Source organism: Paraburkholderia sp. CNPSo 3281, assembly GCF_024206515.1.
In the GTDB taxonomy this organism is placed as follows: Bacteria; Pseudomonadota; Gammaproteobacteria; order Burkholderiales; family Burkholderiaceae; genus Paraburkholderia; species Paraburkholderia nodosa.
Window position 1 is genome coordinate 1 of sequence record NZ_JAMBPS010000009.1, and the last position, 21,816, is coordinate 21,816.

Genomic DNA, 21,816 nt, shown 5'->3' on the forward strand with positions numbered 1-21,816 from the left:
CCAGATGCATGTTCATTTCGGCGCCCATCGCGCGTTCGATGATTGCCTTGTTGAACGCGAGCATCAGATCCTGAACCTCGGCGGGCGTCATCGGTCCCTTGACCAGCTCGTCAAGCAGCCCTTCAGGCAGGGCAGGCAGCGGCCCGCGGGCCGCTGCCTGCGAAGCGACGGTGCGTTTCTTCTTCATTGGCATATCCATGATTTTTACCTCTCATGATATGCCCCGCCCACAAAATGGCGGATAGGTCCCGCACAGGGGCAACACTTGCATACCGACGCGAACACAAGGAAAGGCCAAAAAAGAGCCAGCCGCTAAGGAAAATCCTGCATAGCAAGCCAGTGCCGAATCATCCGCGCCTGATCGGCATCGAGCGACTTGAGCACCTGCTCAGCGGGCTCGCGCCGCAGCGCCTCAACTACTGGCGCAAGCGCAGCATCGCACAGATGCCAGATACCGAGCGGCTGATCCGGGCTCGCGACCACGTCCGCTTCGGCAATCATGCCGCCATCGATCACGGGCGCGCGTCCCACATTCAGTTCGTTGAAATCGGCGCTAACGTGAGCGGGTCGGTCATCAGGCCATGCACCACGCGCTTGCCAGAACGGCTGCGTCGTCCAGCGCTGTTCGAGCGCATAGACATCGCGCCCGGTGCGCGCGAAGCGCATGAACAACTGCTCGATGCGCTGCTGGTGGAAGCGCAGCGCGAGCGGCGCACGCTCGGGCCGCGCGAGCAGCGTGTGGATCACCGCGGGTGCCTGCAACGCCGAGGTGAGCGACTGGAACACGCCATTGCCCGCGAGCGGATCGACGGCCATGGCGGCGTCGCCCACGCGCAGCCAGTTGTGGCCGCCGGTACGCCCGCACAGCGTGGCGGTGCTGCTGCGCGCATAGAGGCGTGCATCGTTCGCAGCGTCGCCCGCGAAGAAGTCGCTGGCAAGCGGCGAGTGCCGCATGCGCTCGCAAAACGCGAGCAGTTCATCGCGCTTCGGCAGTTCGGGGTTCGTGACGTCCAGCGTCAATTGCCAGTAACGGCGGCCGTCGCCCAGACGCGCCATCCATGCCCATCCGGCCGGCAGGCTTTCCACCGCGGTGGCTGCTGCGCCCGCGCGGCCCTTCCATACGTTCAGCAGGCTCACGGTTTGCGGACCGCGCGTGGCGTCGCGCAACAGCGGCGCGAGGCGCCCGCGGGCTTCGACCAGAAAGTCCGCGCGTAACGTGAGCGGTCCATCGGCGGTTTCGATCATGAGATCGTGACCCGCGGATGAGGAATGCAGCGAGCGCACGTTCGCCTCGATCATGTCGACGCCCGCGCTGCACACGTCCTCGCGAAGGGCCGCATCGAACACACGCCGGTCCACGAGGAATTCTGCGTCGAGCGTTTGCAGCGCGCCGTTCCAGAGCGTGGTGCGCACGCACGGCCCTTCGCCGCAGCTGGCTGCGCGATGCAGGCCCGCGCGGCGCAGCGCTTCGATCGCGCGTGCCGATAAGGCTTCAGCAGCATCGAAGCGGCGCCAGTCGCTCACCACCTGCACGCGATAACCGAGCCCCGCGAGCGAGCGCGCAACGGCTGCGCCCGCTGGCCCCGCGCCGAGCACGACGATGCTGGCGGTGTTCATGACGCGCGCGCTCGCGAATGCACACACGCGTGCACGCTCGCGAACATGATGTGCGTGACGGCATGAAGGGGAGAGAAGTTGCCGTGCATGCTGTCCCCCGTGGAATCATGGCGCATCGCTTCGCGACCCCTGCGCTGCGCTCGAAATGCGTGAGACCTAATCTGGCATAGATGCCGCGATAAAGCTATCCGGTCAAAGGAGGATTTCAGTAGCGGAAATCCCGCATTCCGATGCGCAATGCGTATGAACGATCGTGCGCTGTAATTGCTTTGCGAATTGGCGATGCATGCCGGATAGCGGCACGCCCGATCGTATGTATTCCTCACAAGGATGCTTCGCTTCAACGAGGCAAAGCGGGGACAGGGCGTGATGTGGCTATCGAGGCGATGCGGCAGACAAATTTGCAGGAATGCCATCCTGCCAGTCGCTCCAGTGCGCGACGATGGTCTGCACGAGCGGACGGCCCGCGCGATAGAGGTTTTCCAACGCGGGGGCGAAGCCGCCCTGGCTCGCATAGTTCAGCAGATTCGCCGCGTTCGATTCGCCCGCATACGGACGATCGAAGTCCGAGCCCGCGCGCAGCACGGCCACGCGATCGAGGTCCACGCGTTGCGCACGCGCCGCGCGGCTGAGTGCTTCGAACGTGGCGTTGTCCTCCTGCTGCGTCATGCAGTACACGCCTTGTCCGCCGGTCAGCTGGCGCGTGAACTCGCTCGCCCTCGCGCCGAGCGCCTTGCCCGACCACCAGGTATCGTCGGCGACCGAATCGCAACGGATCACCGTGGGCGGCCGGTTGGCGGGTGCGTAAGCATATTTCGCGCGCGCGGCCTGGGCCTGCGTGCTATCGGCGAGCGTCACGTCGCGCGAGATCGCCCAGGCGGCCGAGGTGAGCCTCGGATTCAGGCGGAACACTTCGGTGCGGTAGTCGAGCGCGGGCTTGTCGTTGGGGCTTTTCGTGTTGATGCCGAGATAGCCGGTGCGCCAGCCGAGCGGGCGCCCATCGCCGTCGATCTCCCACTGCAGGCCGAAATCGACGAGCCAGTCCGACCAGGCCGCCGAGCCGATCGTGCCGTGCTCGGGATTCACACCCGCGATGCCCGCGATGAGGAAGTAAGTCTTGCGCAGGTCGAACTGCGGCGCGAAGGCGAGGGCCATGGTCGAGGCGGCGGCATTCGCGTGGCCCATGCCGGTCGTCATCACGCAGACGTCGGCGGCATTGCATTGCACATTGGGGTAGTCGGGCGAGAGGCCCGCGATCGTCACGGACTCCCAGGGACCGAGGCGATCGAGCCATGTCTTCGCTTCGGGCGCAAACATCGTCACGATCATGACTTTCACCGGACGTCCGTGTGGGGTGACGCCGCTTTGCGCGAAGGCCGCGTTTTGCGCAGAAAGCGTTCCGGCGTCCTGTTGCGCTGAACGGGGCTGCGACGCGCACGCAGCGAGCGCCAGCGCGGCGCAGAGGAGCGTGAGGCGGGTTCGCATTGTGCATGTCCTTATGGTTGTACGCGTGCCGGGCGACTCGATGGAGCGGGCAAATGTTCAGGAAAATACGCTCGACTATGACAGTTTTGCGAAGGCATCGCGCCTCACGCGGCGCTGTTGCCTTTGCGTGCCACGCGAAGCGCATTTTCGCGCCAAGTTCCTATACTTCGACTAGCGCGCCCAACGGGGCAGCCTCGCCAATACGAAGCGACAAGGCCGCGCGGCCCCCCGGTCCGCATGCGGCACTACCAGGAGGGAGACATGGGACAATCCGCATCCGCGGCGCCCGCGCACGGGCGCCTTGGCGACTCCGGCCCGCATCGCCCGGCGCTTCCCGCGCTCGCGCTGGCCGCGCTCGGCGTGGTCTACGGCGACATCGGCACGAGCCCGCTCTACACGCTCGCCACCGTGTTCGATCCCAGCAACGGCCTTGCGGTCAATGCTTTCAATATCGTAGGCATCGTCTCGCTGATCTTCTGGTCGCTCATGATCGTCGTCTCGCTCAAGTACGTCGCGCTCATCCTGCGCGCGAACAATCACGGCGAGGGCGGCATCATGGCGCTGCTCGCGCTGGCGGCTTCCTCGGTGGCGTCGCGGCCGCATCTGCGTGCTGCGCTGCTCGTGATCGGCGTGATGGGCGCGGCGCTTTTCTTCGGCGACAGCGTGATCACGCCGGCCATCTCGGTGCTGAGCGCCGTGGAAGGCCTCGAAGTGGCCGAGCCCGCGCTCAAGACCTACGTGATTCCGGTGACGCTTACGGCGATCATTGTGTTGTTCGTGACGCAAAAGCACGGCACGGGTGGCATCGGTGCTGTGTTCGGGCCGGTGATGGTGCTGTGGTTCGTCGTGATCGCCGTGGCGGGCGTGGCCAACATTGCCTCCGCGCCAGCCGTGCTGTTCGCGCTCGATCCGCGCGAGGGCATCGCGTTTTGTCTGCATCACCGCTGGCTCGCCTTCGTCGCGCTGGGCGCGGTCGTGCTCTCGCTCACGGGCGCCGAAGCCCTCTATGCCGACATGGGTCACTTCGGCAAGCAGCCTATTCGTCTCACGTGGTTCGGCATTGTGTTTCCTTCGCTCGCGCTCAATTACCTCGGGCAGGGCGCGCTGCTGCTGGCCAACCCGGGCGCGATGCAAAACCCCTTCTACCGGCTCTTCCCGCAATGGTCCATCGTGCCGATGATCGTGCTCGCGACCGTTGCCACCGTCATCGCCTCGCAGGCCGTGATTTCGGGCACCTATTCCATGGCAATGCAGGCCATGCAGCTTTCCTTCCTGCCGCGCATGAATATCGTGCACACCTCGGAGCGCGAAATCGGGCAGATCTACGTGCCCGGCATCAACTGGATCCTGCTCGTCGCCGTGGTCGCGGCGGTGGTGGGCTTCCGGTCGTCCACGGCGCTCGGCTCCGCTTACGGCATCGCCGTGACCGGCACGATGCTCATCACGACGTTCCTCACGTTCTTCGTCGTGCGTTACGCGTGGCACTACAACTGGCTGCTGTGCGTGTTCGCCACGGCGTTCTTCTTCGTGATCGACGCCATGTTCTTCTCGGCCAACCTGCTCAAGATCGTGGACGGTGGCTGGTTCCCGCTCGTGATCGGCGCACTGATGTTCACAGTCATGGCGACCTGGGGAAAGGGCTGGGAAATGATGGCGGCCGAGGCGCGCGCGCGCGCCGGCAAGAAGCCCCTCAAGCCCTATCTCGCGGCGCTGCTCGAGAGCTCGCCGATGCGCGTAGGCGGCACGGCGATTTTCCTCACGCCGAACGCCGACGCCGTACCGCACGCGCTCGTCAACAACTTGCGGCACAACCGGGTGTTGCACGAACGCGTAGTATTCCTGAGCGTGAAGACGAAGAGCGTGCCGTGGGTGGCCGAGAGCGAGCGCGTGATGGTCGAACTGCTATGTCCGGGCTGCTACTGCGTCGTCGTCAATTACGGATTCAAGGACGAGGTGGACTTGCCATGCACGCTCGCCGCCTATAAGTCCGCGGAGTTGACGTTCGATCTCGACGAGACGTCGTGGTTCCTCAGCCGCGCCGTGGTGGTGCCCAAGCGCGGCCATGGCATGGCGCTCTGGCGTGAGCGTCTTTTCGCGGTGATGCTGCACAACGTCGGCAATATCGCCGCGTTCTTCAAGCTGCCGGCCAATCGCGTGATCGAGGTCGGTGCGCGCGTCGAGATTTAGGCGGCTCGACGCGCGTGGCGCTGACGGGTTCTGGGCGCGCGCGGATTGTGGCGTAGACCCACGCCAGGCTGTCGCGCTGACAGGAACTCAGGCGTAGGATGATCGGAATCGCATCGTAGTCATGTGGCAGCGGGCCGGTTGCTAGCCAGTTGCAAGCGGGTCGCCGCATGACCGAAGGAGGGCCATCATGAGACGCCTCTATTTCCTCGCTCCCGACACCACCACGGCGCAGGCGATCGTCGACGATCTGCTGCGCGCGCGCATCACGTGGCGTCATATTCACGTGCTCGCCAATCACAGCGTGGGGCTCGAACGCTTGCCCGAGGCCTCGCTGCTGCAGCGCAGCGACGTCGTGCATGCGCTGGAGCGCGGCGTGATGTTCGGCGCGGCGACTGGCGCAATCGTCGGCCTCGTGGCGCTGATGTTTCCGCCCGCGAACTTCGATATCACGGGCGGGGTGGTCGTCGTGCTGACCCTCGCGGGCGCGATATTCGGCGCGTGGGTGGCCGGCATGATCGGCGTGGACGAACCGAACACACGGCTCTCGCGCTTTCACGGGCCGATCGAGGACGGCCAGCTGCTGGTCATGGCCGATGTGCCCGGCTCGCGCGAAGCGGAGATCGAGGCGAACATCGCGCAGCACGTGCCGCGCGCCGACGTGGAAGGCGCGGAAGCGACGACGCCCATCTTTCCCTGAAAGCGCCGGGGCTTCAAAGCGAATTAGGTCGGCGGCGCAGGCCTGAGCGTTTGCCCACGCCGCCTGTCGTCCAATTCGCGCCCCATTTCTCTGCCTTGGCGCGCCTTTTTGGGTCCGCAGCGTTCAACGTCTGACCGCCGAGGTTCAGCCGCGCCGGCCGCCCGCCAACAACGCCCCTAGCCCGCCGCCGGGCGCGCCATTCCCTCGCCAGATCCGCATTTTGACCGGCTTGCGCCCGCGACAAGGCAAAATACGGGTTTTGAGCCCGCGCCGGGCTCGAGTTTCCCCTGCCGGCCGCCTCCTTCCAGGCATCGATCGGGCCTCGTTGCGAGCCCGGCAGGTCGGCTCGCCTTGTCTGCGAGCCCTCAAGCGATATTGGAGTCGTCTACATGCCCGAATCGAATCTGTCTTTCTTCGGCCGCCTTTCGGTCGCGCTGGGATCGTTCTTCGCGATCCTCGGCGATGGGGAGCTCGCCGCCAACGTGCGCCGTCTGCGTGAAGGCGGACTTGCACCCGGCGCCGCCGCGCCTGCGCCCGCCGCGGCTCCGGTCGCGAAGCCGGCACCCGCACCTGCACCCACCGTCATCAAGGAAGCCACGCCCGACGCCGCGCTCCAACTGCTCGGCCTGCTCCAGCGCAACGCGCGCTTCGTCGATTTCGTCGAGGAAGACATTGCCGGCTATGCCGATGCGGATATCGGCGCCGCCGCCCGCATCGTCCACGAAGGCTGCCGCGCCACGCTGCGCGACCACTTCGCGATCCGCCCGGTGCGCAGCGAGTCCGAAGGCTCGCGCGTGACGCTGCCGGCCGGCTTCGACGCCGCCGCCGTGCGCCTCACCGGCAACGTGGTGGGCGCGGCGCCGTTCAGCGGCAGCCTCACGCATCGCGGCTGGCGCGTCGAGGAGGTCAAGCTGCCGCAACTCGTCAAGACACACGACGCGCGCATCATCGCGCCGGCGGAGGTGGAGCTGTGAGCGATCCGCGTTATTCGATTGGCGTCGACCTGGGCACGACGCATTGCGCGCTGTCCTACGTCGACCTCAGCGCCAGCGATGGCGAAAAGACCCAGCAGGGCGTGCTGAACGTGACCCAGCTGACGGCGCCGGGCACGCTGGAATCGCCCGACCTGCTGCCTTCGTTTCTTTATTTGCCGCATGCGGGCGAGCTGACGCCGGGCGACCTCACGCTGCCGTGGACCGCCACGCGCGAGTACGCCGTGGGCGAGCTTGCGCGCAGCCGTGGCGCGGGCACGCCGATCCGCCTCGTCTCGAGCGCGAAGAGCTGGTTGTGCCACCCCGGCGTGGATCGCCGCGCGGCCATTCTGCCCAACGACGCGCCGCCCGAAGTCACGCGCGTGTCGCCGCTCGAAAGCTCGGTGCGCTATCTCACGCATCTGCGCGAGGCCTGGGACCACGCGCACCCCGAGGCGCCGTTCGGCGAGCAGGAGATTACCGTCACGATTCCGGCCTCGTTCGACCCTGCCGCGCGCGAGCTGACGGCCGAGGCCGCGCAGGCGGCGGGCTACGCCAACATGACGCTGCTGGAGGAGCCGCAGGCGGCCCTCTATAGCTGGATTCAGAAGAGCGGCGGTGCGTGGCGCAAGGACGTGAAGGTCGGCGATATCATCCTCGTGGTCGATGTGGGCGGCGGCACGACCGACCTTTCACTGATCGCCGTGGTCGAGCGCGAAGGCAATCTCGAACTGCACCGCGTGGCCGTGGGCGAGCACATTCTGCTCGGCGGCGACAACATGGACCTCGCGCTCGCGCACGTGGTCGCGCGCAAGCTCGCGGCCCAGGGCACGCAGGCCGATCCGTGGCAACTGCGCGCGCTGACCTATGCGTGCCGGTCGGCCAAGGAAACGCTGCTGAGCGACGCCTCCGTCGATACGGTGCCGATCGTCGTGCCGAGCCGCGGCTCAAAGCTGATCGGCGGTTCGATCCGCACGGAACTCACGCGCGCCGAACTCACGCAGATCATTCTCGAAGGCTTCTTCCCGCAGGTGGACGCCGCTGCGCGCCCCGCCGTGCGCACGCGCGTGGGTCTCACGCAGCTTGGCCTGCCGTATGCGCAGGACGCGGGGGTCACGCGCCATCTCGCGGCCTTCCTCGGCCGCCAGGTGCAGGCGCTCGCGGAACTCGAAGGCTTTGGCGCGCCGCCCGCAGGCGCGACCTTCCTGCACCCCACGGCGGTCCTTTTCAACGGCGGCGTGTTCAAGTCGGCGCTGCTTTCGCAACGCGTGCTCGAGATCCTCAACGGCTGGCTCGCGGCCGAAGGCGCTGCGAGCGCGCGTCTGCTCGGCGGTGCGGACCTCGACCTCGCGGTCGCGCGCGGCGCGGCCTATTACGGCTACGTGAAGCGCGGCAAGGGCGTGCGCATTCGCGGCGGCACGGCGCGCGCGTATTACGTGGCCGTCGAATCGGCCATGCCGGCGGTGCCGGGGCTCGAGCCGCCCGTGTCGGCGCTTTGCGTCGCGCCGTTCGGCATGGAAGAGGGCACCGAGGCGGCGCTCCCGCCGCAGGAGTTCGGCCTCGTCGTGGGCGAGCCGGTGCACTTCCGTTTCTTCGGCTCGTCGGTGCGGCGCCTGGACCAGGTCGGCACGATGCTCGACTACTGGACGCCCGAAGACTTGCAGGAGCTGGAGGAAATTCAGGCCACGCTGCCGACCGAAGGCCGCACGCCCGGCGAAGTCGTGCCCGTGAAGCTGCACGCGCGCGTGACGGAGGCGGGTACGCTGGAGCTTGAAGCCATGCCGAGCGGCACGAACGAGCGCTGGAAGGTCGAGTTCGACGTGCGTGGCGGAGCAGGCGACTGAGCCCGATGAAGCCATACGTCGTCGGCATCGACCTGGGGACGAGCAATACCGTCGTGGCGTACGTGGAGGCGGGCGGCGACGCCATCCGCGTGTTCGACGTCGAGCAACTCACCGGCCTCGGGGAAGTGGGCGCGGAAAAGATGCTGCCTTCCGCGCGTTATCACCCGGCGGCAGGCGAGCTTGCGGCGGGCGATTTGCGTTTGCCGTGGCGTGCGCCGACGCCCGGCGACGACCCCGTCATCGGCCGCCTCGCGCGCACGCTCGGCGCGCAGGTGCCGGGCCGGCTCGTGGCGAGCGCGAAAAGCTGGCTCTCGCATGCAGCGGTGGATCGCCTCGCGCCGATCCTGCCGTGGGGCGCGCCCGACGACGTCGCCAAGGTTTCGCCGGTGACCGCGTGCGCGAGCTATCTCGCGCACGTGCGCGCCGCGTGGAACCATCGTTACCCGCATGCGCCGCTCGAAGATCAGGACGTGGTGCTCACCGTGCCCGCCTCGTTCGATGACGGCGCGCGCGCGCTCACGCTCGAAGCGGCCCGCATGGCGAAATTGCCCGCGCTGCGCCTGCTCGAAGAACCGCAGGCCGCGTTCTACGACTGGCTGTATCACCATCGCGCGACGCTCGATGCGGAGCTGGGCGCGTCGCGCCTCGTGCTCGTGTGCGACGTGGGCGGCGGTACGACCGACCTCACGCTCATCAAGGTGCAGTTCGAGGGCGGCGAGCCGCAGCTCACGCGCATCGGCGTGGGCAATCATCTGATGCTCGGCGGCGACAACATGGATCTCGCGCTTGCGCATCTGGCCGAAGGCCGGCTCGCGAACGCGCAAACGCGCCTGAGCGCGGCGAGCCTTTCGCAGCTTGTCGAGCGCTGCCGCGTCGCGAAGGAGCAGTTGCTCGACGCGAGTGCGCCCGAGTCCGTGCCGATCACGCTGCTCGGCGCGGGTGCGCGTCTCGTGGGCGGCGCGCGCACCACGCAGCTTGGCCGCCAGGAAGTCGCGCAGATCGTGGTGGACGGCTTCTTCCCGATGGGCACTGCCGGCGACCTGCCGCGCCGCTCGCGGGCGGCGATTGTCGAGTTCGGCTTGCCCTATGCCGCCGATCCGGCCATCACGCGCCATATCGCGGCGTTCTTGCAGCGCTTCGCCGCGCAGTCGCGCGAGGCGCTGGGGTCTTCGGGCGCGGCCGGTGAACCGGAAACCGCGCTGCCGATACCCGACGCGCTGCTGCTCAACGGCGGCGTGTTCCGCGCGCGCGCGCTCGCGCAGCGTCTGGCCGATACGCTCGGCACGTGGCGCGGCGAGCCGCTCAACGTGCTGCAGAACGATCAGCCCGACGTGGCCGTCGCACGCGGCGCGGTCGCCTATGCGCTCGCGCGGGCCGGCAACGCGCCGCGTATCGGCGGCGGCTCGCCGCGCAGCTACTTTCTCGTGCTCGACGAAGGCGCGGCAGCCGATGCCGCTGCGCGCGGCGTGTGTGTCCTGCCGCGAGGCACAGAGGAAGGCCACGAACTGCATCTGGACGACCGCACGTTCGCATTGCAGCTGGGCCAGCCGGTGCAGTTCCACCTCGCATCGACGGTGGCCGACACCGCGTGGCAACCCGGCGAGCTGGCCGACCTCGCAGCGGGCGACTTCGTGCGCCTGCCGCCGCTCGCGACCGTGGTGCCCGCAGGCGGCGGCGATGCAAAGACGGCGCGCGAGTGTCCCGTCAAGCTCACGACCGCGCTCACTGAAGTCGGCACGCTGGAGATGCACTGCATCGCCACCGACGACGCCTCGCAGCGCTGGCTGCTCGAATTCGCGCTGCGCCGCGCGGAGCACGAGGCCGGTGCCGGCGCGGCGAACGGCGAGTCGCGCCACGCGGGCCAGGGCGAAGCCATCGACGCGATCGAACGCGTGTTCGGCGCGCGCTCCGTCAAGGTCGACGCGAAGGAAGTGAGGCGCTTGCGCGCGCATCTCGAAGAGCGGCTCGGGCCGCGCCAGAATTGGGACGGCCCGCTGCTGCGCGAACTATTCGGCGCGCTCTGGGAACGCGCGGGCAAGCGCCGGCGCTCCGCCGATCACGAACGCCTGTGGCTGAACCTCGCCGGCTTTTGTCTGCGTCCGGGCTTCGGCTATCCGCTGGACGAATGGCGCGTCGAGCAGCTCTGGTCGCTCTTCGACGACGGCATCCAGTTCGTGGGCGAAGGCCAGGTGTGGTCGGAGTGGTGGACGCTCTGGCGGCGCGCGGCCGGTGGTCTGAACGAGGCGCAGCAGCACGAGGTGCTGGAGGCGATGACGTACCTCGAAGAGGCGGCCGGCTCGAAGCGCCACAAGCTGCCCTTCGACACCGCGAAGCTCGGCGTGCCGGACATGATCCGGCTCTACGCGTCGCTCGAACAGATTGCGGCCGAGCGCAAGATCGAGATCGGCGAGCGGCTGTTGCAGCGGCTTCAGAAGCCTTCCGAGAATCATCAGACGTGGTGGGCCGTGGGCCGCATCGGCGCGCGCCAGCCGTTCTACGGCAGCGCGCACGGCGTGGTGCCGCCGCAAACCGCCGCGCTTTGGCTCGACGCGATTCTCGCGCTCGACTGGAAAAAGATCGAACCGGCGATGTTCGCCGCCGCGCAAATCGCGCGCATGACGGGCGACCGCTCGCGCGACCTGCCCGCCGGGTTGCGCGAGACCGTGGTGCGCCGGATGGAGTCGGCAAACGCGCCGCCTGCGTGGGTCACGATGGTGCGCGAAGTCGTCGCGCTCGATACCGCGGACACGGGCCGGGTGTTCGGCGAGGCGCTGCCGGCGGGGCTGAAGCTGCTTGCGGGTTGATCGCAGGCTGAGCGACACGTGACTTCTGCGGGAAGCCCGGCGCGCGTATGATCGAACGCCTGATTCCAACTGAAACACAGCGGACTGATCTGCCCATGAATTCTCCTGCCGATGCTTCCTCGCCGCGCGCCTTGCGCGCGCTTTCGCCGATCGAGGCGCGTATCGTCGGCGTGCTGGTCGAAAAGCAGCACACGGTGCCCGATACCTATCCGCTCTCGCTCAACGCGCTCACGCTCGGCTGCAACCAGAAGACCGCGCGCACCCCGGTCATGAACATGAGCGAAGCCGAAGTGCTGGCCGCCATCGAAGACCTCAAGCTGCTGAGCCTCGTGTTCGAAGGCAGCAGCAGCCGCGTGCCGCGCTTCGAGCACAACCTGAACCGCGTGCTCGGCGTGCCGAGCCAGGCCGTGGCGCTGCTGACCGTGCTGCTGCTGCGCGGCGCGCAGACGGCGGCGGAATTGCGCCTGAACTCGTCGCGCCTGCACGGGTTCGCCGATGTCTCGTCAGTCGAAGGCTTCCTGGAAGAACTGGTCGAGCGCGAGCCGCCGCTCGTCGTGAAGCTGCCGCGCGCGCCGGGCGAGCGCGAAAGCCGCTGGATGCATCTGCTGTGCGGCGAAGTGAACACGGCGAGTTTCGTTGCCGCGGGGACCATCGCGCCCGGCGCTCGCGAGGAAGCCGGCGAGAGCGTGTCGCTCTCGGACTTCGAGGCGGTGCGCGCCGAACAGCAGCGTCTCGCCGACGAAGTCGAGCGCCTGCAGACGCTCGTCGCGCGCATGGCCGCCGAACTTGGCATGTCGCTCGACTGAGTACCGTCACCCCGCCGTCGCGCCATGGACGCCGCCGCATCCTCCGCCCAGCGCCTGCGCCAGGTGCGCGACCTGCCGTGCCCGCGCGGCTTGCCGCTCATCGGCAATCTGCATCAGCTGAACGCGCCGAAACTGCATCGCGTGCTCGAACAGTGGGCGGAGGAACTCGGCACGCCGTATCGCTTCCAGATCTGCGGCATGCCGGTCACGGCCTGGAGCCCGCCCATGCTCGCCGCGCGCCACTACTCGCAGCCCGGGCGGTTCGACCCCGAGCGCTGGCTACGCGGCCATGCGGGTGGCGATGCGCGTGTGCACGATCCGCGAGCGTGGGTGCAGTTTGGCGCGGGGCCGCGTGTGTGTCCGGGGCGGCATCTGGCGGCGATGGAAATGCGCCTCGTGCTCTCCACGCTGATGAACCGCTTCAAGGTGAAGCTGGCCGCCGATCCCTCGACGATCGAGGAAATCACGGCGTTCGCGATGGTGCCGAGCCGCATGCCGGTGCGGCTGGCATTGCGGCCAACGGTTGAGTCGTTTCAACCACAAACGAATCAGCCGGGCCGTGACTGAAGTCTCAACCTTGCGTGATGAAGGTATGGACGTAGGTGTTGAAGAGGTCAGGGTGCGTGCCGTTCATGCCGTGCGTGGCGCCCTTGATCGTGACGCGCCGCGCGAACTCGATCCACTCGTCCAGTGCTTCGACGTTGTTGCGGAACATGAGCGGGCTGCGCTGGCCGTCGATCAGTAGCGTGCGGCACTTGATCTCGCGGGCGGCGCGCGGCGCATACGGCGGCAGCGGGTCCTGCAACTGCTTGGGCAGCGTCGTGGCGTTGGCGATGGCCATCTGGCGAAACGCCGCCGAGCCTTTCTTCCAGGCGCCCGGCACGCTCACGGAATCAACGAACAACTCGAGTCCCGCTTCGACTTCGCCGGCGTGGATGAGGTCGGCGGCGCGCGTGCGCAACGCGTTGGTGGCGGGAGGCAGCGCGGCTTCGTCGTCGTCCACGCGGGAGAGCGGGCCGCCCGGGTCGGCCAGCACCAGCGTGCGCACAAGACGCGGATAGCGGCGTGCCAGATGCCACGCCACGCAGCCGCCACGCGAATGGCCCACGAGGTGGACCGATTCAACGCCGAGCGCGGCGATGAAATCGGCCAGCTCGGTGACGTGGCTCTCCCAGCCGAAATCGCCCTGGATACAGGCGTCCGCCGCGGGCCAGTAGTGGCTCAGGCTAGGCGCGATGCAGCGGAAATGCTCCGACAGGCCGTTGAGCTGCGGCATCCAGTAGCGGTAATCACAGAGCGATCCGTGGACGAACAGCAGCGGCTCGCCATCGCCGCGCTTGAGGAACGGCAGGGCAATGCCCGAGTGCAACGTGGCGTACGACAGGTCGGGCGCGGCGAGTAGGGAGGGATCGATGCGTTGGTTCAAGGAGTGGCTCCGAGCGTATGAGCGTCACTTTGCCGCAAGCGCACGATTAAGGGAAACTCAATAAACTGAAGGAATCGATAAGGTTTTCTGATTCAAAAAAGGGGCGTAACGCCGCAAGGCCTGTCGGGCGGGGTTGTTCTCTTTCAGCGGTGAAAGCAAGCGGGCACGCCCACGCCGCGGCGGCCTGGCGAGCGGCGCCCGAATCGTGGTTTGTAGCGCCGACGGCCGCGTTCGCGGCGGGGGATTTACGCCTTCGGCGCCACGAGATTGGCGTCGCGCGCGAGCAGCCAGCGTCCGCTCGCATCCTTGCGCACCAGCGTGAGCGTGTAGCCCGCACGCCGCATGGGTTGGGCTGCGCCCGGCGGCGTAATGGAGATGTCGATGCGGTTGCGCAGAAAGGCCCAATCCCCCAGCACCTGAAGTTCCACGATCTCAGCCGTGCCTTCTATGCGCATGTCCTGCTGCGCTTGCGAAGCCGCGGCAAACTCGGCCTTGCCGAACGGCTCCTGACCAGGCACCGTGAACACCACGTCGTCGGTCATCAGGCTCAGCACCCTGGCGGTGTCGCCGGCGCGGCTGGCTTCCATCCAGGTTTGCACCAGTTCGCGAATGGCGCGTTCGTCGTCGGTCATCGTGGGTTCCCTCGTGTTTCATTTCAATGGTTCTGGAGTGCTGGAGTGCTGGAGTGCGGCGCCTCAAAACGCACTGCGATACGCGAACAGGCCCGGCAAGCCGCCGGTCATGACGAACAGGACGTTCTCGCCGCGTGCCAGGCGTCCCGAACGCGCGGCTTGCACGAGACCGGCGAATGCCTTGCCGCTGTACACGGGGTCGAGCAGCAGGCCTTCTTTCGACGCGACGAGCCGCACGGCCTCGCGCATGGCGTCGGTGGGAATGCCGTAACCGTCGCCGAGCTGTGCTTCGTCGATCACGATCGAGCGGCCCTCGATGCGCCGAGCCGGATCGATCAGCTCGAGCGTCTTGCCGGCCTTTTCGAGCGTGGCGGCATGGGCCTGCTCAGCCTTCGCCAGGACGGTGTACGCGAGCACGAGGCTCGGGTCGATGCCCAGCGCCGCACAGCCGGCGGCGAGCCCTGCGTGCATGCCGCCGCTGCCGTTCGGCACGACGATGCGCGCGAAGCTCAATCCCTGTGCATGGGCCTGCGTCATGATTTCGGCGGCGCACGCCGCGTACCCCAGACATCCCACCGGGCTCGACCCGCCCAACGGGCACACGTAGACCTTGCGGCCCTGGGCGCGCAACTCGTCGGCGCGCGCCTGGGCGAACTCCAGTGCATTGGCCGTGCCGGGCAGGTCGTGCACGCGTGCGCCGAGCAGGTCGTCGAGCAGGATGTTGCCGTTCTCCAGATACTCGAAGTCCTCGCGCGGCACGGCCCGCGTGAGCACGAGTTCGCACTGCAGGCCTGCTTGCGCCGCCGCAGCCGCCGTCAAGCGCGCATGGTTCGACTGGCGCGCACCCACGGTGATGATGGTGTCTGCGCCCGCAGCCAGCGCTTCGCCCATCAGGAACTCCAGCTTGCGCAGCTTGTTGCCGCCGCCGCCGAGACCAGTGAGATCGTCGCGCTTGACATAAACATTCACGCCCCCAAGTGCGTCGCTTAGCCGAGGCAATGGCTGGATCGGCGTGGGTCCTTCCAGCAGTGCGCGGCGAGCATGCCGCGAAAGATCGAGCTGATACGGGGATGCGGAATGGGTTGCGGCTTTCGTTACGGTAGTCATCGGGCTCTCGCTGTCTGGCAGTCTGGAATGGGAGCGTAACTGGCGACATTTACATTTGCCAGGCGTCGAATAATAACCAGGGTAATTCTCGAATAATGCGCAACGCCTCAGGGTTCTCACGTCCACGTAATTCCGTATTGCGTCGCAGCAAGGAGGTTTTTAAACTGATTCTTATCCAGGCAATCGTCCGAGACGATATTCCCACCACGGGAGGCTTCAAATGAATATTTTTCAATCGCCGAGCCAACCATCGAGTCCGAGGCTGCACGTATTCGAACAGGAAGGCGGCTGGCACTGGGGTATCACCATAGAGCGTTCGGCAGGCGGCGGGTTCAAGGTCATCGCGTACAGCGAGAAGACGTTCCGCGCCGAAAACGAAGCACAATCCGACGGCGACCGCGCCCTCGTCAATCTCGCCGAACTGGTTTGAGCCGCGCGCCGCGCGGCTGCGTATTTTCGCGTCTGCGGCACCTTTCCTCGCATCCTTCCACGTTTGCGGCCCGCGCCCCCCGCGCTGCGCCGGAATCGATGTTTCTTTTCGTCTGATCCCTTTGCTTGCATGCGCTCAGGCCGCGTCCATCGGCCTCAGTGACGGATCGTGCGACGTTTGCTAAAAATCAGCGCGCAATTCCATGCGCCTCGGTATCTTGAAAAATTGCCCGAGAGGGCTTTTCAGACCGTTCCTGAACGCCGTCACTTTCCTTCATGACCTCACCCGCGCCGCGCCCCTCGCCGACACTCGCGCCCGATCTGCAACTGGGCGAACCCATGACCGATACGATGCATGCCGAGTTCGTCGCGCTACTCGACGCGCTCGCGCTCGCGCGCGACGAAACATGGCTCGGCGCGTTCGACGCGTGGGCGGCGCATACCAAACAGCATTTCGCGCAGGAAGAAGCGTGGATGGAGGAGATGAACTTCGGTCCGCGCCATTGCCATGCTAGCCAGCATCGGCACGTCCTGAACGTGGTCGGCGAGGTGCGCAGGCAAGTTGCCGACGAGGGGCGCTTCGACACGGGGCGGCAACTGGTGGGCGAACTGCGCGAATGGTTCGCCTGGCACGTGAAGTCGATGGACGCGCTCATGGTCGAAGCCCTGCGCGAACGCGGCATCGCGAAGGTCGATCAAGCCGATCAAGCCGTCTGAGTCACATTCCAATCGTTCGATTCATGCAAGCAGATATCGTAATCGTAGGCGCCGGGCCGGTGGGGCTGTGTCTCGCGCGCTCGCTCAGTGGTGTTGGCCTCAAGATCGTCATGGTCGAGCAGCAGAGCCTCGCCGACATCAGCGAGCCGCAGTTCGATGGGCGCGAGATCGCGCTGACCCAGAAGTCGGTGCGCGCGATGCGCAGGTTCGGGCTTTGGGATCTCATTGACCCGCACGCGCGTGCGCCGCTTCGCAGCGCCAGGGTGTTCAATGGTCCCTCGCCGGGGGCGCTCGAGATCGGGCACGACCTGAGCGGCCACGCGGAGCTGGGCTGGCTGGTCTCCAATCACCTGATTCGCAAGGCTGCCTACGAGGCGCTGCGGCAAAGCACGGCGGTGCATGGCGACGTGACGCTGCTCGCGGCCCAAAAGGTCAGCGCTGTGAAAGCCGATGACGCTCTGGCGAGCGTGACATTGGAGAGCGGCGAAACGCTCTCGGCGAAGCTGATCGTCGCGGCGGACAGCCGCTTCTCGTCCACGCGCAAGATGATGGGCATTGCCGCCAGCATGCACGATTTCGGCAAAGCGATGCTGGTTTGCCGCATGACGCATGAAGCGCCTCACGAGCACGCCGCGTGGGAATGGTTCGGCTACGATCAGACGCTAGCGTTGCTGCCCATGAACGCAGAGCGCTCGACGAACGCGCATCAGTCGTCGGTCGTGCTCACGCTGCCCGTGGGCCAGGTCAACGAGATCGCCGCGCTTGCGCCCGACGCATTCGCGCGGCATATCGAGGATCGTTTCATGCACAGGCTGGGCGCGATGCAGCTGGCGAGCACCCGGCATGTGTATCCGCTCGTGGCCGTTTATCCGGAACGCTTCGTCGGCAAACGCTTCGCGGCCGTGGGCGACGCCGCGGTCGGCATGCACCCGGTGACCGCGCATGGGTTCAATTTCGGGCTGCTCGGCGTGGAAACCTTAGGTAACCGAATCATCGAAGCGCACAAGAGCGGCTTCGATATCGGGGCCGCCCCGGTTTTGCAGCGCTATGAAACCCAGCACCGCCGCGCGACGAAGCCGCTCTATCTCGCGACCCGGTTCATCACCGACGTCTATACGAACAACAGCGCTCCCGCGAAACTGGCGCGCGACTTCATGCTGCGCGCGGCTTCGAAACTGATGCCGTTCAGGAAGGCCATCGCGGCTTCACTGACCGGCTGACGTCAGGCGCCCTCGCGCACATCGACCGCAACGATGCGCTCGAGGGCGGCCACCGCGTTCGCCACGCCGTTTTCCGCACGCATCGTTTCGCCTAGTGCGCGGGCGCGGCTTCGCACCGTTTCGCTGGCGGCAAAGTCGAGTGCGTTCGCGAACGCTCGGGCGCTGGGCTGGCGTCCGTCGACCGCTGGCGGTGCGACGCCAGCCTGGTGCAGGCGCTCCGCCCAGAAGAACTGGTCGCCCGCGAACGGCGTCACGATGGAAGGCACCCCTGCGCGTGCTGCGGAGTGCGAAGTACCGGAGCCGCCGTGATGAATGACGGTGGCGGTGCGCGGGAGCAGCCAGTCGTGCGGCGTGTCGCCGACGACGAAAAAGTTTTCGGGAAGCGCCAGCGGATCGATGCCGCTCCAGCCCGGGTAAAAGAGTGCGCGCCGGCCCTGCATCGCTTCGATCAGGGCATTGAGCAGCCGCGCATTGTCGAAGCCCGTCATGCTGCCAAAGCCGATGTAGACGGGCGCGTCTCCCGCAGCGAGAAAGCGCGCCAGCGCAGCCGGTGGCGTCCATGCCGGGCTCGGCGCCAGCCACTGTCCGCATAGATGTGCATTGGCGGGCCAGTCGGCAGGCGCGGCCAGCAGGCCTGGCGAGACGCCATACACCATCGGGTGGTCCTTCCATACCGCCTTGCGCGGCGGCAGGCCGAACATCGCGCGCGCGGCGTTGGTCCTGTCGCGGAACGCCTTCCAGAGCAGGCCGTTCACCAGGCCGTGGCTGGCGCGGTTGAGCACGCGCGGCACCCACCTGGGCGGCAAGAACGGCGAGGGAAAGGCCGCAGTCGGCGTGATCGGGATCATGCCCGAGCCGATGCCTTTCGCGCCGAGATACTCCGCCGCGGAAAGCCCCACGAACGCGGCCAGCCCGGCAACCAGAATCGCATCGCAACCCTCGCCCGCCTCGACGATGGTGCGCATCCATGACTGCGCGTTTTCGTCGGCGATCTTCGCGAGCGCGCGTGCGGTCTCGTTGAAGCCACCGCCCCTCGCGACGACGCCGGCGATCGCGTGGTCCGGGCGAAGCATGCCGCGAATGTCGCCGGCCAGCGCGGTGGCCGGCACGCCGAGTGCGTGGGCGCTGCCGAGCGTGGCGGCGTCGGCGAGCAGGCGCGCTTCGTGCCCGGCGTCCATCAAGCCGTGGCAAAGCGCGGCGAACGGGCGCGCATCGCCTTCGGTGCCGTAGGTCGCAATCAGTAGCTTCATGGGGCCTTGTTCCTCGATTTCGGCGCGGCTTTCGCGGGTGTTTTCCGGGCCGCCTGCGCGGGCAGGGCCGCGCCGTGCAGGAACAAATCGACCGCAGCGGCAAACTCCTTGCGCAGTTTCAGGCGCGGTTCGGCGAGCCAGCGCAGCATGGCGCCGAGGTAGAGGTGGTGGAACGAGAGGGCGAGCCGCGCCGCGTCGAGATCGTCGCGCAGTTCGCCTTGCGCCTGCGCGCGCCGGACGAGCCAGGCAAAGGTATCGGCGATGTCGCCGAGCTGCTCGCTGTCCCGCGACGGCGAAGGCTCCGTGCCGATGCCGAGAAAGCGAAACCGCAGGTAAGGCGCGAGGTAGTCCGGGTGCGCCTCGCACCAGCTCGCGGAATGATCGAGCACGAGCCGCGCGCCCGCGGCGAAGCCCGGTGTGTGTTCGAGCCTGGCGTGCAGCGCCCCGAGATTCGCCGCCAGTTCGAGATGCAGCCAATGGGCGAGCACCGCCTCTTTCACCGGGAAATGGTTGTACAGCGTGCCCTTGGCCACGTCCGCGGCGGCGGCGATCTGCTCCATGGTCACCGGCTCGTAACCGTGAGCTTCGAAGAGCGCGGCGGCGGTGCGCGCGAGATGTTCCAGGGTCTGCAGACGTTTGCGGTCGCGGCGGCCTGGCAGAGGGGGCGTGGACGTGGACATGTGAACGATGAATAATATTGAACGTCGTGCAATATTATTCATCGTTCACAAATCGTCTGCAAGTACTGCCTGAGGGGCCGATCAGTGATGCCAGAAGAGGGGATCCTGGCGAGAGCGGCTGTCGCCTGCCTGCGCATACTGGCTTTCCCATGGCCATGTACGGCCATTGCGCTTGCCGGCGGCCGGCCGGTGCTCGGTGCTGGCGAGCGTGAGCAGGTGCCTCGCTTCACGGCTCGATGCGTCGACTTCCACCGCATGCCCCGCGTTTTGCCGCACACAAGCCCATTGGCGCTCGTGCTCGCATTGCCGAGCCTCGCCGATCAACGCGTCGCGCTGCTGCTCGCGCGCGACGAGGTCGGCCTGCAGCTGCTGCGTTTCGGGGTTGCCGGGCTCGACGGCGAGTGCACTCGTGAGCGCCCGGCGTGCGGGCCAGAGGTTGTTCTTGTCGAGATTCAGGCGCGCGCTGGCCAGATTGCTCGCGACCTCGGGATGCGCACTCGCATAGCGCGGCGCGGCGGGCGGGCGTGAGACGGCCGGCGCATTCTCCTGGGCGACGCGGTGCTGCGCCGCGTTCGCACGCGGCAGGACGGCGGCCGGCCGGTTAGTCAGCGCGGCGACGGTGCCGCTAGTGCCCTGTACGCCTTGTGTGCCCTTCGACCCGATCACGGACCCCACGACCACCTGCGCGCCGAGCTTCGGCTCCCATTCGCTGCGATGCAGGAACGCAAAGCCGGCGAGCGCGATCGCGAGTGCGCCGAGTCCCGCCCACGCATAGCGCGGCAGCCGCTTGGGCTCGGCGATGTGTTCCTCGTCGATCGAAGGGTACTCGCCGTCGTAGGCCCGATTGCCGCCAAGGGCGCCCGGGAGCGTGCCCAGGTTCGCGCGCAGGCGCTCGGCTACCCCGTGTGCGCGTTCGTCCGGCAGGCCTTCGCTCGCGGCTGCGATGCGGGCGGCAGCGGCCTGTTGATTCGCTCCGCATTGAGGGCAGAGTGCGAGCGGCGCATTGAACCTGGTCCCGCAGTAGGGGCACTCCGACGGATCGGAATCGTCGTGACCAGGGGCGTTGAGCATGGGAGGAGCGCGCTTTCGCTTCGATTGACGAATTGCCGCAAAACCGGTGCCTGATTTACGCACTCATTTGAATATGGGCCACTTCGCCGCGAAGATCAATCGGCGGATTCCGCCAGTTTGGCGGATTTGGACAGGCGATGCGGGAGGTTATACGGCGCGAGACGGTGTGTCGCTCGCCTGGCGCGCCTACCTGCCGCAGCCCCCTTGACGAGCGCGACGGCCGCGGCAGCGATGGCGGCGAGCGCAACGGCTTGCGAAGTGGCAAAAGCGCTGAGAGCCACGGGTGGACCTCGTGTACGTTATGGATCGATGGTCTTGCCGGCAGTGATGATAGCCGACTTGCCGCCCATATCATCGGGTGTCCGAATCATTAAGCGCGCCGGATCGCGGCGCAGCGCGCTCAGATAAACAGCGAAATGATGCCGCCGAGCGTAATGCCCGCCGCGATCCAGCGCCCAAGCGTATACGTGTGGTTCGGGTCGGCGGGCGCGTCGGGACGCTCGAGTCCTAACGCGCCATAAACGAGCGATTTCACGGGCTGCGCGCTGGTCGGCGTCGACGTTGCGTCGGTTGTGTCGCTCGTGTCAGTGGCATCGCTGGTATCGCTCGCGTCGGCCGCGGCGTCGTCGCTGTCCGCGGTATCGTCAGTTGACGCGGCAGCATAGCCTTGCGGCGAAATCTGTACGGCATCGTCCTGCGATGTGGACGACGCGACGGTCGTCGAATCGTTGCTCGACTGCGTGCCGTCCTGTTCTGCCTGGTCTGAAGCCGCGCCCGCACGGTGTGTGCTCGTGTTGGCGCTGCTGTTGGCGAACTGTGTCGCCGCCCCGATTTGCATGGTCGACTCCTTTCGACTTTCTTATGCCCACAATA

At 67.0% G+C, this 21,816-nt stretch carries 19 protein-coding genes and 1 pseudogene; 10 read left to right on the forward strand and 10 right to left on the reverse strand.

Annotated features, from left to right (window positions below; translation table 11 throughout):
- The 3 genes and pseudogenes from M3I56_RS12315 to M3I56_RS12325 all read right to left on the reverse strand — a co-directional run.
- Window positions 1–199: pseudogene (locus M3I56_RS12315) on the reverse strand (IS256 family transposase); the annotation flags it as partial.
- A 113-nt stretch (window positions 200–312) separates the two neighbouring features.
- Window positions 313–1,617 carry an NAD(P)/FAD-dependent oxidoreductase gene (locus tag M3I56_RS12320; protein ID WP_254354168.1) on the reverse strand — a complete coding sequence of 435 codons (1,305 nt, stop codon included), beginning with the start codon at window positions 1,615–1,617 and terminating at the stop codon, window positions 313–315.
- 375 nt (window positions 1,618–1,992) lie between these two features.
- Window positions 1,993–3,102, reverse strand: coding sequence for a purine nucleoside permease (locus M3I56_RS12325; protein WP_254354169.1), 1,110 nt, complete (start codon window positions 3,100–3,102; stop codon window positions 1,993–1,995).
- 261 nt (window positions 3,103–3,363) lie between these two features.
- Here M3I56_RS12325 and M3I56_RS12330 point away from each other — a divergent pair, with 261 nt between their 5' ends.
- The 7 genes from M3I56_RS12330 (at window position 3,364) to M3I56_RS12360 (ending at window position 12,978) form a co-directional block, all read left to right on the forward strand.
- Complete coding sequence (locus M3I56_RS12330) at window positions 3,364–5,289, forward strand: potassium transporter Kup (protein WP_254354170.1); 1,926 nt, start codon at window positions 3,364–3,366, stop codon at window positions 5,287–5,289.
- A 187-nt stretch (window positions 5,290–5,476) separates the two neighbouring features.
- On the forward strand, window positions 5,477–5,986 hold the full coding sequence (locus M3I56_RS12335) for a hypothetical protein (RefSeq protein ID WP_028207377.1): 510 nt from the start codon (window positions 5,477–5,479) through the stop codon (window positions 5,984–5,986).
- A gap of 389 nt (window positions 5,987–6,375) precedes the next feature.
- Window positions 6,376–6,960 (forward strand): DUF2760 domain-containing protein, encoded by a 585-nt coding sequence (locus M3I56_RS12340; RefSeq protein WP_254354171.1) that lies wholly within the window; start codon window positions 6,376–6,378, stop codon window positions 6,958–6,960.
- Entirely contained in the window at window positions 6,957–8,801 is a 1,845-nt protein-coding gene (locus tag M3I56_RS12345) for an Hsp70 family protein (protein WP_254354172.1), read from the forward strand. Before M3I56_RS12340 ends, M3I56_RS12345 begins: the two co-directional genes overlap by 4 nt.
- A gap of 5 nt (window positions 8,802–8,806) precedes the next feature.
- A complete protein-coding gene (locus M3I56_RS12350) occupies window positions 8,807–11,605 on the forward strand; it encodes an Hsp70 family protein (protein WP_254354173.1) in 2,799 nt (932 codons plus the stop codon).
- Between the two features lie 95 nt (window positions 11,606–11,700).
- A complete protein-coding gene (locus M3I56_RS12355; protein WP_254354174.1) occupies window positions 11,701–12,411 on the forward strand; it encodes a YceH family protein in 711 nt (236 codons plus the stop codon).
- A gap of 24 nt (window positions 12,412–12,435) precedes the next feature.
- Window positions 12,436–12,978, forward strand: coding sequence for a cytochrome P450 (locus M3I56_RS12360; RefSeq protein WP_254354175.1), 543 nt, complete (start codon window positions 12,436–12,438; stop codon window positions 12,976–12,978).
- A 4-nt stretch (window positions 12,979–12,982) separates the two neighbouring features.
- Here the strand turns inward: M3I56_RS12360 and M3I56_RS12365 are convergent, their stop codons facing one another.
- From M3I56_RS12365 to M3I56_RS12375, 3 genes are all read right to left on the reverse strand, one after another.
- Window positions 12,983–13,837, reverse strand: coding sequence for an alpha/beta fold hydrolase (locus M3I56_RS12365; RefSeq protein ID WP_254354176.1), 855 nt, complete (start codon window positions 13,835–13,837; stop codon window positions 12,983–12,985).
- A 245-nt stretch (window positions 13,838–14,082) separates the two neighbouring features.
- Complete coding sequence (locus M3I56_RS12370; protein WP_254354177.1) at window positions 14,083–14,469, reverse strand: SgcJ/EcaC family oxidoreductase; 387 nt, start codon at window positions 14,467–14,469, stop codon at window positions 14,083–14,085.
- Between the two features lie 63 nt (window positions 14,470–14,532).
- A complete protein-coding gene (locus M3I56_RS12375) occupies window positions 14,533–15,576 on the reverse strand; it encodes a D-cysteine desulfhydrase family protein (RefSeq protein WP_254354178.1) in 1,044 nt (347 codons plus the stop codon).
- A 220-nt stretch (window positions 15,577–15,796) separates the two neighbouring features.
- Here M3I56_RS12375 and M3I56_RS12380 point away from each other — a divergent pair, with 220 nt between their 5' ends.
- The 3 genes from M3I56_RS12380 (at window position 15,797) to ubiM (ending at window position 17,942) form a co-directional block, all read left to right on the forward strand.
- Window positions 15,797–16,006, forward strand: a complete 210-nt coding sequence (locus M3I56_RS12380; protein WP_035514678.1) for a hypothetical protein — start codon at window positions 15,797–15,799, stop codon at window positions 16,004–16,006.
- Between the two features lie 275 nt (window positions 16,007–16,281).
- Window positions 16,282–16,722, forward strand: coding sequence for a hemerythrin domain-containing protein (locus tag M3I56_RS12385; RefSeq protein ID WP_254354179.1), 441 nt, complete (start codon window positions 16,282–16,284; stop codon window positions 16,720–16,722).
- Window positions 16,723–16,745: 23 nt separating this feature from the next.
- A complete protein-coding gene (ubiM, locus tag M3I56_RS12390) occupies window positions 16,746–17,942 on the forward strand; it encodes a 5-demethoxyubiquinol-8 5-hydroxylase UbiM (RefSeq protein ID WP_254354180.1) in 1,197 nt (398 codons plus the stop codon).
- A 2-nt stretch (window positions 17,943–17,944) separates the two neighbouring features.
- On the opposite strand, the gene M3I56_RS12395 is transcribed toward ubiM, so the two are convergent.
- The 4 genes from M3I56_RS12395 to M3I56_RS12410 form a co-directional block, all read right to left on the reverse strand.
- The gene (locus M3I56_RS12395; protein WP_254354181.1) at window positions 17,945–19,192 is read right to left on the reverse strand and encodes a glycosyltransferase; all 1,248 of its coding nucleotides are present in this window, start codon (window positions 19,190–19,192) and stop codon (window positions 17,945–17,947) included.
- Window positions 19,189–19,872: a TetR/AcrR family transcriptional regulator gene (locus tag M3I56_RS12400; RefSeq protein ID WP_254354182.1), complete on the reverse strand. Its 684-nt coding sequence runs from the start codon at window positions 19,870–19,872 to the stop codon at window positions 19,189–19,191. Before M3I56_RS12400 ends, M3I56_RS12395 begins: the two co-directional genes overlap by 4 nt.
- An 81-nt stretch (window positions 19,873–19,953) precedes the next feature.
- Window positions 19,954–20,943, reverse strand: coding sequence for a hypothetical protein (locus tag M3I56_RS12405; protein ID WP_254354183.1), 990 nt, complete (start codon window positions 20,941–20,943; stop codon window positions 19,954–19,956).
- Window positions 20,944–21,343: 400 nt separating this feature from the next.
- On the reverse strand, window positions 21,344–21,781 hold the full coding sequence (locus M3I56_RS12410) for a hypothetical protein (RefSeq protein ID WP_254354184.1): 438 nt from the start codon (window positions 21,779–21,781) through the stop codon (window positions 21,344–21,346).
- Window positions 21,782–21,816 lie beyond the last annotated feature (35 nt).